8 protein-coding genes are annotated in these 14,268 nt (G+C 33.3%); 5 read left to right on the top strand and 3 right to left on the bottom strand.

Features of this window, described 5'->3' with window-relative positions:
* Nucleotides 1-25 precede the first annotated feature (25 nt).
* The 3 genes from LPB88_RS11020 (at nt 26) to LPB88_RS11010 (ending at nt 5,488) form a co-directional block, all read left to right on the top strand.
* A complete protein-coding gene (locus tag LPB88_RS11020; RefSeq protein ID WP_230715433.1) occupies nt 26-3,457 on the top strand; it encodes a hypothetical protein in 3,432 nt (1,143 codons plus the stop codon).
* Nucleotides 3,458-3,520: 63 nt separating this feature from the next.
* Complete coding sequence (locus LPB88_RS11015; RefSeq protein ID WP_230715428.1) at nt 3,521-4,162, top strand: hypothetical protein; 642 nt, start codon at nt 3,521-3,523, stop codon at nt 4,160-4,162.
* Between the two features lie 246 nt (nt 4,163-4,408).
* A complete protein-coding gene (locus LPB88_RS11010) occupies nt 4,409-5,488 on the top strand; it encodes a glycosyltransferase (RefSeq protein WP_230715426.1) in 1,080 nt (359 codons plus the stop codon).
* Nucleotides 5,489-5,622: 134 nt separating this feature from the next.
* Here the strand turns inward: LPB88_RS11010 and LPB88_RS11005 are convergent, their stop codons facing one another.
* The 3 genes from LPB88_RS11005 to LPB88_RS10995 all read right to left on the bottom strand — a co-directional run bounded on the left by LPB88_RS11005 (nt 5,623) and on the right by LPB88_RS10995 (nt 9,086).
* Nucleotides 5,623-6,918: a porin gene (locus tag LPB88_RS11005; protein WP_230715425.1), complete on the bottom strand. Its 1,296-nt coding sequence runs from the start codon at nt 6,916-6,918 to the stop codon at nt 5,623-5,625.
* Nucleotides 6,919-7,086: 168 nt separating this feature from the next.
* Nucleotides 7,087-8,166 carry a cell wall metabolism sensor histidine kinase WalK gene (locus LPB88_RS11000; RefSeq protein WP_230715424.1) on the bottom strand — a complete coding sequence of 360 codons (1,080 nt, stop codon included), beginning with the start codon at nt 8,164-8,166 and terminating at the stop codon, nt 7,087-7,089.
* 236 nt (nt 8,167-8,402) lie between these two features.
* Nucleotides 8,403-9,086, bottom strand: coding sequence for a response regulator transcription factor (locus LPB88_RS10995; protein ID WP_041518469.1), 684 nt, complete (start codon nt 9,084-9,086; stop codon nt 8,403-8,405).
* Nucleotides 9,087-9,319: 233 nt separating this feature from the next.
* Between LPB88_RS10995 and LPB88_RS10990 the strand changes: the two genes are divergently transcribed.
* Together LPB88_RS10990 and LPB88_RS10985 are read left to right on the top strand one after the other, a co-directional pair.
* Complete coding sequence (locus LPB88_RS10990) at nt 9,320-12,133, top strand: TonB-dependent receptor (RefSeq protein ID WP_230715419.1); 2,814 nt, start codon at nt 9,320-9,322, stop codon at nt 12,131-12,133.
* Nucleotides 12,134-12,322: 189 nt separating this feature from the next.
* The gene (locus LPB88_RS10985) at nt 12,323-14,119 is read left to right on the top strand and encodes a T9SS type A sorting domain-containing protein (RefSeq protein ID WP_230715417.1); all 1,797 of its coding nucleotides are present in this window, start codon (nt 12,323-12,325) and stop codon (nt 14,117-14,119) included.
* Nucleotides 14,120-14,268 lie beyond the last annotated feature (149 nt).

Below are 14,268 nucleotides of genomic sequence, written 5' to 3'. Positions count from 1 at the left end.
TTGGCTTTTTAGAGTTAAAGTCTTTATGCTTAAAAAATTACTATTTTTAACGTTGCTTATTTGGTTTTCTGGTCTTCAGGCTCAGGAAACGGAATCATCGTACAAAACCAAAAAAGTAATTGCAACCCGAGACACTATTCATCTGGAAGAATTTAGTATCAATTCGAGTTTTTTTCAGATTCTTAATACTAAAAATGAACCTCTTGATTCGACTTTTTATAAAATAGATTTCCAAAAAGGAACTTTACTTTTCAACGAAAAACTGACTTCGACTTCAGATACTTTAATTGTCAATTACTTAAAATATCCTGATTTTATTACCAAAGAATACAGTCTTTATAAATCAAATCAAATTGTTACCAATGATATTGGCTCTGAAAAACTATACAAAATAGACAATAGCAGTGCTAAAAAAGTAACTCCGTTTGATGGTTTAAATACTTCCGGAAGTATCACTCGTGGCGTGACTGTTGGAAACAATCAAAATACAGTTTTGAACTCTAATCTTGATTTACAAATCACCGGAAAAATATCTGATAAAGTTAGTTTGAGAGCTTCGCTTCAGGACAGTAATATTCCGTTGCAGGATGGCGGTTATTCGCAAAAGCTGGATCAGTTTGATAATATTTTCATGGAACTTTTTAGCGATGACTGGAACATCCGTGCGGGTGACGTTTTCCTAGAAAATCGAAAAACCCAGTTTTTAAGTTTCAATAAAAAAGCACAAGGGATTTCTGCAAGTTTCAATTTTGGTACAGAAGAAAGTAAAACTAATGTTTTTGCATCGGTTGCATTTGCAAAAGGACAATATGCCAAAAGTACTTTTACCGGACAGGAAAGCAATCAGGGACCTTACAAATTAAAAGGTCAAAATGGAGAATTGTACGTTTTGGTGATCTCAGGTTCTGAACGTGTTTATGTAAATGGTGTTTTGCTAAAACGTGGCGAAAACAATGATTATGTAATAGATTATAATGCTGGTGAAATTACTTTTACGTCGCTTTTTACCATTACGTCTGAAATGCGTATCAATGTTGAATATCAATATTCAGATCGAAATTACAACCGAATCGTGACCTATGCCGGTGCTACACATGAAAATAAAAACTGGAGTTTTGGCGGTTATTTATATTCCGAGAGCGATATGAAAAATCAGCCTTTGCAACAAAATCTTTCTACAGAGCAGGTTCAGATTTTAAGTCAGGCGGGCGATGATCCAAATTTAATGAAAGCACCGTCTGCTTATGAAGATACTTATGCCGATAATAAAATTTTGTACAAAAAAATCATCGTAAATTCGATTGAAGCTTATGAGTATTCGAACGATCCGAGTACTGTTTTATACAATGTGAAATTTAGTCTCGTTGGCAATAATGCCGGAAATTATATCATTCAAAACAACAATTCGGTCGAACGTATTTATGAATATGTTGCGCCTGTTAATGGAGTTCTCCAAGGGAATTATGAACCTATTGTACAATTGGTTGCACCTATAAAACTGCAAGTCGCCACTTTTTTAGGAAAATACAATCCTGACGAAAAAACATTGGTTGACTTTGAGGTTGCGATAAGCAATAATGATAAAAACTTATTTTCGAAGATTGATGATGGGGATAATAGCGGGGTTGCTCTGAAAACGAATATCAAAAAACGTCTTTTTACCAGAAACTGGACCTTAGATGCTTTTGCCAATTATCAATTTGTTCAGGAAGATTTTAGATCTGTCGAACGTTTGTATAATATTGAGTTTAGCCGTGACTGGAATTTGAACGCTACTCTTTTCGGAAATCAAAGTTTACTGGTTACGGGTTTGAATTTTGATTTATTTGCCAAACAAAAAACATCGAATATTGGTTTGTTTACCTATCAATTTGAGAAGTTAGATTATTCAGAAAGTTATTCGGGAGCGAGACATACTACAACGGCACTTTTTAAACTAAATCGATGGACGATTGAAAATCAGGGAAGTTTTTTAAATTCGGATGCTACGGCTTCGACTTCAAAATTCATCAGAAATCAAACTAGAACTAAATATCATTTTGGAAAAAACTGGGTTGGTGCAAGTATGCAAATCGAAGACAATCAGCAAAGGGATAAAGTGACGAATCAATTTTCGGCCTTGAGCCAAAGGTTTTCAGAATATGGCGCTTTTGTTGGCCGTGGCGATAGTACTAAGGTTTTTGTTGAAATAGGTTATTTACAACGTCGAAATGATAGTTTACAGAATGGTTTATTGCAACACGTGAACAATTCGCAAACCTATTATTTAAAATCAAAACTGATTCAGAATAAAAAAACAGATTTAGCGGTTTATGCAAGTTATCGAAATTTAGATTTTACCGATTCTGCCCGAAAAAATGAGCCTTCTTTAAATTCGAGAATACTTTACAACGATCGCTTTTTTAATCAATTGATGCAAATTAGTACGGCTTACGAAACCAGTTCAGGAACTATTGCGCAACAAGAATTTACGTATATCGAGGTTCCAACCGGACAAGGAGTTTATACCTGGAACGATTATAATGGCGACGGAATTCAGCAATTGGAAGAATTTGAAATTGCAGCTTTCCCGGATCAGGCGAGATATATAAGGATCTTTTTACCGAATCAGATTTATATTAAAACCAATCAAAATAAGTTTTCACAATCTGTGGCTTTGAATCCATTGCAATGGCAAAACGAAAAAGGCTTCAAGAAGTTAATCTCTTATTTTTACAATCAGACCTCATTTATTATGGATCGAAAAGTAAAAAGTCAGGGCGAACGTTTAGAATTGAATCCGTTTGATTCATCTGAGGAAAATATTCTGGGATTAAATTCAAGTTTCAGAAACAGTTTATATTACAATCGTGGAAAACAAAAAAACTCGGTTACATATACTTACCTTATTAATAAGGGGAAAAATTTACTTTCGGTTGGTTCTCAGAATGTCAAAAACAGTTCGCATCAATTACAATACACCCATTTGTATCAAAAAAGCTGGCTGTTTAATTTCTTTACCAAAACGATTAAAACTAATTTAGTCTCTGAAGATTTTGTCGAAAAAAACTATGATTTAAAAGGCTATCAACTGGCTCCAAAAATCAGTTATTTGTTTTCGAAAAACACGAGTTTAGATTTCTTTTATGAATTTCAGAATAAAGAAAACAAAATGGGGAATTTTGAAACACTTGTTCAAAACCGACTCGGAACTTCTTTTTCATTTGCTGGTGAAAAGAAGGTAACCTTAAATGGGGAGTTTTCTTTTTATCAAAATAAATTTAATGGAAATGAATTTTCGTCTGTAGGATTTCAGATGCTAGAAGGTCTTCAGGCAGGGCAAAATTTAGTATGGAAGCTTCTATTGCAGAAGAATATAACACAATTCCTGGATGTTAACGTAAACTATCAGGGTCGAAAAAGCGAAACTGGTTCAACTGTTCATACCGGAAACATTCAGCTACGCGCATATTTTTAATGCTCAACGAAAAAGATTACAATAAATTGATTAATTTTAATTGAAATTTTAACTTTTAGCCTTATGAAAAAATTATTATTACTCTGTTTTCTAGTTGTTTTCTCTTCTAATTTCTATGCTCAGGAAACTGCTAAAACTACTAAGAGCAAAACGGAAGCTTCTTCTAAAAAAGCAAAAGCAAGTGCAGATAAAGCAACTTCGGATGCAAAAAAAACAACTGCAAAATCTAAAAAAGCAGCCGACGATGCTACTACATCAGCAAAAAAGGAAACTGCTAAATCAAAAAAAGCAACTAGTGATGCTGCCAGTGATGCTTCTGCGAAAGCAAAAAAAGAATCAACTAAAGCGAAAAAAGCTAGTGCCGATGCCACTGACGTTTCTGCGAAAGCAAAAAAAGAAACCGCTAAAACTAAAAGCGATGCTGACAAAGCAACAAAAAAAGCAACTGCAAAATCTGAAAGTACAAAAAGCGATGTAACTAAAACAGCGGCAAAAGCAGATGCAGCCAGCAAAACAGCAACAAAAAATGCTGCTTCGGCTAAAAATACTGCTTCTAAAACAGTAAAAGAAACCAATGAAAAAGCTCCAAAAGTAGCTGATAAAGTTACTGGGGAATACAATGGAAAAAAAGTTTACACGGGACCAAAAGGGGGTAGATACTACATTAACTCTAACGGGAACAAAACTTATATTCAGGATAAATAATATATTTCACAACTATACATGAAGGAACTATCTAAAAGGTAGTTCCTTTTTTTTTGCAGAAAACCTTCCTTACAGCAAACTGGTCGTTAACATACAAATAACCTTACACTATAAATTTTACTGTTTTTAAACTTTTTATCTCAAAATGCCTTCTAAACCAGTATCTAGAGTTAATAATTTAGTAATACGCCTGAAATATCATAGAAAACATATTTCTTTATCTTCGTTTTTAAAAAGCGTTAAACTATGAGCATTGACTATTCTGCGAACAAAACAATTTTAGTTGCTCCACTAAACTGGGGATTAGGCCATGCGGCAAGATGCATCCCAATTATTAAAGCGCTTCAAGAAAACAATTATATTCCAATAATCGCTTCTGATGGAGTTGCATTGGCTTTGCTACGTAAAGAATTTCCTTACGTACAAACGTTAGAATTGCCATCTTATCATATTGAATATGCTAAAAACGGGAAAAACTTTAAATGGAAGCTGATTAAAAATTTACCTAAAATGATCGTCGCTATTCTTGATGAGAAAAAAATGGTAAACGGCTGGATAAAAAAACACGGAATTGATGGTATTATTTCGGACAATCGATTAGGCGTTTTTAGCAAAAAAGTGCCTTCTGTATTTATGACGCATCAACTAAATGTGATGACGGGAAATACAACCTGGTTTACGAGTAAATGCCATCAACATGTTATAAAAAAATACTCCGAATGCTGGGTTCCTGACACTAATGACAAAGTGAATTTGACTGGTGAATTAGGCCATCTTAAAACAAATGATCTTAATTTAAAGTATATTGGCCCGTTGAGCAGAATGCGTAAAAAGGATATTCCGAAAGTCTATGATTTGATGGTCATTTTATCAGGACCGGAACCTCAGCGTACTTTTTTGGATGAAAAACTGCAAAAAGAGATTGTAAATTACAAAGGTAAAGTAGTATTTGTACAAGGTATTGTAGAGAAAACCCAAAACAAATGGCAAGCTGGAAATGTTACTTATTACAATTTCATGAACTCAAAACAACTGGAACAAACGTTTAACGAAAGTGAATTTGTTTTATGCCGTTCGGGTTACACAACCGTAATGGATTTAGCTAAACTGGGTAAAAAAGCCTTTTTTATTCCAACTCCCGGACAATATGAACAAGAATATCTGGCGATAAAACTTCAGGAAGAGAATTTGGTACCGTATGCAATGCAAGACGACTTTACCATTGAAGATCTTTCAAAAGTAAAGTCGTTTAAAGGTTTAACCCAATTTAATGAAGACATCGATTGGGATAAGTTATTTTCTATATTCGAAGACAAAGACGTATAACAATACTTGTTTTTGCCACAGATTAAATGATTTTACTGATTTTTTGCCACGAATTTCACTAATTAACACTAATTAATTCGTGCGAATTCGTGAAATTCGTGGCGAACCGACACAGATTTTAAAAATCATTTAATTTAGAAATTAAACTGAGCTTGCAATCTCAATAAATTTCCTTGTTGTCTATTGATTGGTAATGCGCTGTCTTCGAAAGTACGGTCGGCAATCACATATTCTGCTGTAAGTTCGAAGGCTTTGATTGGCTGCCATTCTATACCAACTTCGTAGTCTCTAACGACATAACTTCTGGCATCTTTTTCATATTTTTTCCCTCCATCATAATATTGAAACTTTGCAAAAGGGTATATGTGTTGCTTTTTGACGTCTAATTTATAATTAAATAATATGTAACCACCATTTAAATCTGTTTCATCAACAGTGTTGGTAAGTGTATTATATCGTGGTCCTGTCCCGATATTATATTCCGTTTGAATTCCGAAAGGTCTTGGATACAAAACAAATGTCGCTCCTACTCTTTGATCTTTTACGTATTGTGGATCATTTACGATAACTCCTGGTGAAATTTCTCCGGTAAAAGCCCATTTTCCAGTATAAGCCTGAATTCCAGGTTCGATAATCTGACTGCCAATTACAAAAGGATATGTTACTCTGGCAACCACATTAAGATCTCTGTTTCCGTCCAGTTTATTAGCAATTTGTCCGTTATAAACTCCAAAAGCAAAAACACCATAATCTCCAGAACCTTTGAAACCGTCTTTTACCAACATCTCAAAACGTTCTCTAATTTTGGCTGGTGCCCAATAAAAGAACATTCCTAAATCACGTTCGTTTAATATCGCACTATTCATTGCATCATTTCTGTCCAGAGCCAAACGCTGTGAGCTTGATTGCATGTTTTCGAAACCATACGGAATTTTACTTTGCCCTATACGAACGCGATATTCTTTCTTTTTATCGAAAGAAAGATCAAAATACAAATCTCGAATCTGAACAAAATTTTGAATTCCCGTAACCGGTGAACTTGCAAAATCAGGCTGAAAATAGAAAAATACATTTGGATGAACCTGTCCTGAGAATACCAGACGAGCACGTCTAATAAAAAGTCCGTTGTTTGCTTTTGCATCCGGAGCCGTAGAAGTTGTTCCCCAGGATCTATCACACTGCTCACAAGAAACTTTATCATTTGTAGAAAACAAACCATTGTATCTTATTTGCGCATAACCTCTAAGTGAGATTCTATCGTACCAATGTTCAGCGGTACCTGCCCCAGATTGTGTATCTGGAAGTTTTGCTTTGTTTATGGAATCAAGAAGACGAACGACTTCTTTTTTCACATCTTGTTTACTTAGTTCTTGCGCATTTGCTCCGCAAGTAATTAGCAATAAAATTGCAATTATTTTCTTTTTTATCATTTTGCTCTAATGCGCTTAAATTCAAGGTGCAAAGATGTGTCACCTATGTTAAGAAATCATTAACAAGATGTTATTATAATAAAAATTTATTGTTACGCAGTGACAGCAAGTGTTTCGTTAAAGTTAAAACACCCGTATTTTGGCACTTCGTCAGAAAATAGCTTACAATTATTTAACCTCAGCTTTTATTATTTTATTTGCTTTTTCGAGCGTAAAAGAGAATTCAGAACCTATCCCAAACTCACTTTCTACATATACTTTCTCTTTATGAGCTTCGATAATATGTTTTACGATTGCCAACCCTAAACCAGAACCTCCTTCAGAACGGGTTCCGCTTTTATCAACTCTGTAGAAACGCTCAAAAAGTCTTGGAATATTTTGTTTTTCAACTCCTTCTCCATTATCACTAATACGAATTAAGACTTTTTTCTTGGTTAAATTAACAACGCCAACTTCGGTTAAACCGCCGTCTTTACCATATTTAATAGAATTCACTATCAGGTTTTCAAGCACTTGCTGAATTCTATCCTGATCACCACGAACGATTACGGATTGAACGTTCTTGCTTTCAAAGGCCAATTTGATTTTCTTTTTATCAGCTTTCATTTCTAATAAATCAAAAACATTCTGAATCAGCTCAACAATATTAAAATCAGTAAAATTCAAATCTAAATCTCCCGATTCTAATTTGGTAATCATGTCAAGATCTTCGACTATATAAATAAGACGCTCTACTCCTTTTTCTGCACGTTTTAAATATTTCTTTCTAATGTTCTTGTCGTCCATTGCTCCGTCAAGCAAAGTTGATACATAACCCTGAACGGTAAACAAAGGCGTTTTTAGTTCGTGCGAAACGTTTCCTAAAAACTCTCTGCGGTATTGTTCACGAATTTCCAGCATCTCGATCTCGAGTTTTTTATCTGTCGCAAACTTCTTCACTTCACGCGAAAGCGTTTCCATATCCGTAGTTATGGGCTGATTGATAAGTGTTGTTGATTCCAGCAACGAAACCTCATCGTATATTTTCTTAACTCTTCTGTAAATAAAACGTTCTACACGATATTGTAAAACCAGAAAAGCAAATACATAAATTGAGATAATAAAAATTATTCCGAATGCAACCTGATGTTTTAGTTGATTTTTATAAAATAAAGACATTAACATCAATACAAATCCTGTTGCAAAAAGACTTATATATAATGCCGATTTGACAGCAAATTTGTATGTTTTTTTAAAATTAATTTTCATTGATAGTATTGAACCATTAAGAGATTAAGAAAAATTAAGTTTCTCTTTGAGTTAATGAAATTCTCCTAAATTAACATTTGAACTCAAACAAAGTTAACTCAAAAACCATATAAGAAATTAAAGATCATATGATCTCTAACTCCTTATATGGTTTATTTTTTATGTAATTCGAATCGGTTTAAATCTAAAAAATCGCTTAGAATCTTAGTCCCTTAGCAACTTAGTATCTTAAAGAATTAAACTTCAAATTTATAACCCACTCCTTTTATTGTTTTAAAAAGATCTTCTCCAATTTTTTCGCGTAGTTTTCTAATATGAACATCAATTGTTCTTCCTCCAACTACAACTTCGTTACCCCAAACTTTATCCAGAATTTCGTCTCTTTTGAAAACTTTCCCTGGTTTAGAAGCTAATAAGTAAAATAATTCGAACTCTTTTCTTGGTAAAGCAATCTCAACATTGCCTTTGATGATCTTGTATTCTTCTCGGTTAATTTCGATTCCGCCAACGTTTAAAGTGTCGCTAACTACTTCTTGTTCTTTTAACCTTCTTAACAAAGCCTTTACTTTGCTAACCAATAATTTTGGTTTTATTGGTTTGGTGATGTAGTCATCTGCACCTGCATCAAAACCAGCAACTTGTGAATAATCTTCGCTTCTCGCTGTAAGAAATGTTATGATAACATTATTTAATTCAGGAATTTTTCTAATGTGTTCGCAAGCTTCCATTCCGTCCATTTCTGCCATCATTACATCCATAATAATTAAGTCCGGCAATTCTTTCTGAGCCTTTGCAATGGCCTCTTTTCCGTTAGAAGCTGTTACAATCTGGTAGCCTTCCTGAGCAAGGTTATAGCCAACGATTTCTAAGATATCTGGTTCATCGTCAACTAATAAAATCTTGGTTTGTGTTTTTTTCATAAATAGCAAAAATTGAGATCCTTACATCAAATTTTCTTTATTATACATTCGATGATTTTCATTTGAGATGGTAAATATACTAATAAAACAGCGGTCATAAATTGCAGTTAACCGTAATTTAATCTCGTAACAATTTGATAATCTACAAGACACAGAAACATAACAAGTAGCTAACACGAACTTTACACTGCGTTTCTTTCTTTGCACAAAAATAAATTAAACACAACACTGAAATGAAATTCAATTTAAAATTTCTATTTATTGCATTATTTATCTGTACGATTTCGATCGCACAAAACAAAGGTACGATTTCTGGTTTATTAACTGACAAAGAAATGAACAATCAAGCGTTGCCTTTCGCAAATGTATTAATAAAAGGTACAAACATTAGCGCAAACACTGACATAGACGGAAAATATTCGTTGAGTGTTAATCCAGGAAATCATATCATTATTTTTAGTTTCGTAGGATATGAATCTGTTGAAAAACCTGTAACGGTTAAAGCAAACGAAACTATTACTATTAATCAAGTACTTTCATCAGGAGGTTATACTCTTAAAGATGTCGTTGTAAAATCGACAGCTAATAAAGAAAAAGAAACCGCCTTATTACTAGACCAAAAAAATGCCGTTGTTATCAAACAAAGTATTGGTGCACAGGAAATGTCTAGAAAAGGTGTTAGTGATGTTGAGGAAGGTTTAACAAAAATAACTGGAATCACAAAAGTAGATTCCCGTGGAATATTTGTACGTGGACTGGAAGACCGATATAATAATTTATTAATTAATGATTTGGCTGCACCAACAAACAGCCCATTCACTAAAATTATTGCTTTGGATTTGTTTCCAACGAATATTGTTGGAGTAATTGATGTGTACAAAACATTTAATCCAAATATATATGGTGATTTTGCCGGAGGTACTTTCAATATTCAAACTTCAAAGCCAACAAAAAGCATTACGAAAATAAGTGTTGGAGCAGGTTATACAACCGGAAACAGCTTTAAAGATTTCTTATTATCAAATGATGCAGATACAGCAACAGGCTTTTTGGGATTTAATGGTAAAGACAGACAATTACCAAGTTTTCTTGGAGATCAGGCAACGAGACAAACTTACACAACTGACCAGGCTTTAAACTCAGTAAGTAACGATAAAGGTTTTAATGTAAGTGAATCTAAAAGTCCTTTAAACACAAGTATCAACCTTTTGCATGCGGAGAAATTCAATTTGAATAATAATCAAGTTTTCTCGTACCTGCTTTCTATAAATTACGACAATAATTTTTCAATAAGACAAGGGGTTGATAGAACTATCGATTTACAGTCTTCCGGATCTAAATATGTAAACAATTTTATCACTACTGATTATCGTTTCAAAACCACAAACTCAGCATTAGTCGGTTTAAACTACAGCAATGACAGGCTTAAGTTATCGTTCAACACATTATACATCAGAACTAACTTAAACTCTATAAAAGATCAGTACGGACCATCAGGAGGGACAGCTGCCGAAAATGGATTTATCCGTACCAATCAATTAGACAAAAGTGATTATTTGAATGCCCAATTATTGGGTGAATACGCAATAACCAAAGACAAAAACCAGACTATTAAAGCTGGAGCCTCATTTGCTACTACAAAATATGAGCAGCCAGATAGAAAGTTTTTCTCTGGTCTTAAAACAGGCGATGATATGATAAGCGCTTCTTATGGAGCAAATAATTTCCTGCGCCAATATTTGACTGTCGATGGTAATTCTTTTTATTCAGCATTAGTAGAGTATAATTTGAAATTCGGGAAAAATGACAAACAAAACAAATTAACCATTGGATATAATGGCAGCGGATCCAAGATGGAATCCTCATACCGTTTTGTTTCAAGTACCGGTAATGATGGTTTTTCTTCAAGCATAAATAATATAGATACTCAAATAACCAACGACATTTCAGCTAATAAAATGACTTTTAGCGAAAACTCTAATGCTACTTACAAAGTTAAACTTGACGAAATGGCTAATGCAGGTTATGCTAATTTGTTTTTAAAATTTGGAGAGAAACTTGAAGTAAACGCAGGAGTTCGTTTTGAAAGCACTCTTAAGGAAACTCATTACAGAACATTAGGTTCTTTTGATTCTCCATTCAGAGTATTAAAATATGATAATGCCTATTTTTTACCATCAGTAAATCTTAAGTATTTGCTGACTGACAACGCTAACATTCGTTTTGCAGCAAGCAAAACATACACCAAACCAGTTATCATGGAGGCTTTCCCAATATCTTTCATCAATGCTGACGGAACTTCAACTCAAGGAAATTCAATTTTGAAAAACAGCGACAATTACAATGCTGACTTAAAATATGAGCTGTTCCCAACATCTAAAGAAATGATTGCTGTTGGAATATTTGGAAAACACCTTATCAATCCAATTGAAAAAACTTTCATCTCAAACGCAACAACAGGAACAGTTACTACTTTTCTAAATTCTGAAAGTGCTAACATATATGGAATAGAAGCTGAATTACTTGTTGGTTTAGAAAGAATCAGCGAAAACTTAGATAATTTTTCATGGGGATTAAATGCAACTTTGATGTCATCAAAAGTTACTGTAAGCCCAACTTTTGAATCTATCGATGAAGACGGGATAATTACCGTAAAACCTTCTATTGAAACACATCAATCAAGATCACTGCAGGGAGCATCAAACTGGTTAGTAAATTCAGATTTAAAATATGAATTTAATTTAGGAAAAGACATGCCAAATACTATGTCTCTTGTTTATGGTGTTTTTGGAAAAAGAATATATGCTGTAGGAACCAATGGACAAGACAATATCTATGAGTTGCCTGTACAGCAATTGGATTTTGTATGGGGAAGCAAACTTTCTGAGCACTTTGATGTAAAATTCACTGCCGATAACATTTTAAATTCATGGAGAAAACGTGAATTTGGAAACGAAGGAACTATAAAAGTAGATGAATCCTCTTTACTAGCAAACAGCTATAAAAAAGGAGTTGGTTTCTCTTTAAAACTAGGATATACTTTTTAGTACCCATTCAAATAAATATAAAAATGAAAGCTCCACATATCTGGAGCTTTTTTTATTTATACATCCTTGAAAAAACTCATGGCGTTTTTCTGACATTTAAATGTTTTTAGATAACTATAATGTAATACCTACATAACATGTTGTAAAAATTATCCTGCTAATTTTATCTGGAATTTTAAAAAACAACTTATGAAAAATGTAAAATTACTATTTATGATGTCTTTGCTTTTTTTGGCAGAGATTGGATTTTCTCAAAATTATGTGACTTACTCTTCTAAAACTGGTACAGTAACAACAAATTCCGGTATTGAAGGATCTCTGGATATTACAATTAGTTGTTATGGAAATAGTAGCAACCCGGTAATACTTAATCAGCACTTTTTATGTGGAGATCCTGATGGTTTTGTTTCTAATCTAGCTTCAAATGGATTATCATTAACTCCAGGACAAACAACAACATTAAAATTTAAATTTAAAAAAACAGTAACTTCAGACACTCAAAAAATTTATAAGTTTACTACTAATGGAAGTTGTTTTCAGAATGAGTCTGAAATGATCAAAATTACTGTAAATTACAAAAATACTACTGCGCCAACTACACCAACTGATCCAATAAATCTAAATACAATTAGGTACAATAATAGCACTAGTAATTATATAGTTGATGTAGGGGAATCATATAAATGGTTTATAGGAAGTGATATGGGAGTGAATGCAACATATAGGTGGTCTATGTCTATTGTTCCGGGTGGAGCGTGGACTGAAATTTCAGGAGCAACAGGTAAAGATTATTTGCCTACTTCTAGCATTTCTGCTAGTTATTTTAGAACCGCATATTTTTCATCTGGTTTTTTACAAAGTAATACTATTATATTGTCCATTATACAACCTCTTCAAAACAATACAATTACCTTAAATGGCTTAAAAGTTGAGGGCAGTATCCCTACAGGAGGTTTAGGAGTCGATTATTCTCAATATTCTTGGTATGTAATTGATCAAGATGGAGATGGTAGCGAATTGCCTGATACATCACAAAATTTAATACTAACTCCAGCTACTTTTAATAGATATTTCAACTCACCTAATAATTTTATATTAAAAAGAATGATAAGGTCAGGAAATCAATATTCAGCTAGTAATGGTATTCTAATACCACATAATTCCCCTGTAGGAAACAATACAATTACTTTGAATGGCTCAAAGGCTGAGGGCAGCATCCCTACAGGAGGTTTAGGCACCAATACTTATCAATATTCTTGGTATGTAATTTTTGAAGATGGTGACTCCAGTGAATTACCTGATACATCACAAAGTTTAGACCTAACCACATCTAGTTTCGCCAGATATCTCAATTCGTCTAATAATTCGACAATAAAAAGGATGGTAACTTCGGGAAATCAATATTCGCCTAGTAACAATATTGCGATACCACATATGTCTGAAATACAAAACAACATTATTTCAATTAGTGGCAAGAATGTAACAGGAAGTACTCCAACTGGAGGACTAGGCGACTACAACTATTCTTGGGCAATATATTACACTGGAGATGCTATAGATTTTGATGAAACTACCAAAAACCTGGATTTAACTCCTCATCTTTCCCTTATTAATAATATATTACAAATAGACAACTCAGCAAAATTGGTAAGACTAGTAAAAGCCGTAAAAACTTCAACAAGTAATAGGTTGCCGCTTAATAGTGTTACAACTACATCTTTGAAGAAAGAGAACACAGCAACTATTTATCCAAATCCCACATCAGACGCTGTAAATTTCACAACGAGTTCTTCTAATAATCAAGAAATGGAAATCATTGTTTATTCTGAAGGATTAAGAAATGCTCAATCCGTTTTTAAAGGTACTATTACTCCCAATCAAATTATAAAATGGAATATCCCATCAAATTATTCAAAAGGGATATACTACTATAAAGTTATATCTGGCAATAAAGAAGTTAAATCTGGAAAAATTTTATATCAATAAAATTATAACCCATTTAAAATCAAAGCTCCGAATGTTATTTGGAGCTTTTTTTCATTTATAAACTATTGTAAAAAATCTCTTAACATTCTCTTCACATTTTGGTTTGTTTTTGGTAACCGTAATGTAATATTGAGATAACACCCTAAAAA

Origin of the sequence: Flavobacterium sp. JAS (assembly GCF_020991455.1) — a bacterium.
Taxonomy (GTDB): domain Bacteria; phylum Bacteroidota; class Bacteroidia; order Flavobacteriales; family Flavobacteriaceae; genus Flavobacterium.
The sequence above is the reverse complement of the archived record's forward strand: the minus strand, read 5'-3'. Positions and strand labels throughout refer to the sequence as shown.

Bases quoted from the DNA above. Each gene is read 5' to 3' on its own strand.
- LPB88_RS10990 (WP_230715419.1), top strand. From the start codon at position 9,320: ATGAAATTCAATTTAAAATTTCTATTTATTGCATTATTTATCTGTACG.
- LPB88_RS10985 (WP_230715417.1), top strand. From the start codon at position 12,323: ATGAAAAATGTAAAATTACTATTTATGATGTCTTTGCTTTTTTTGGCA.
- LPB88_RS11010 (WP_230715426.1), top strand. From the start codon at position 4,409: ATGAGCATTGACTATTCTGCGAACAAAACAATTTTAGTTGCTCCACTA.
- LPB88_RS11015 (WP_230715428.1), top strand. From the start codon at position 3,521: ATGAAAAAATTATTATTACTCTGTTTTCTAGTTGTTTTCTCTTCTAAT.
- LPB88_RS11020 (WP_230715433.1), top strand. From the start codon at position 26: ATGCTTAAAAAATTACTATTTTTAACGTTGCTTATTTGGTTTTCTGGT.
- LPB88_RS11000 (WP_230715424.1), bottom strand. From the start codon at position 8,166: ATGAAAATTAATTTTAAAAAAACATACAAATTTGCTGTCAAATCGGCA.
- LPB88_RS11005 (WP_230715425.1), bottom strand. From the start codon at position 6,918: ATGATAAAAAAGAAAATAATTGCAATTTTATTGCTAATTACTTGCGGA.
- LPB88_RS10995 (WP_041518469.1), bottom strand. From the start codon at position 9,086: ATGAAAAAAACACAAACCAAGATTTTATTAGTTGACGATGAACCAGAT.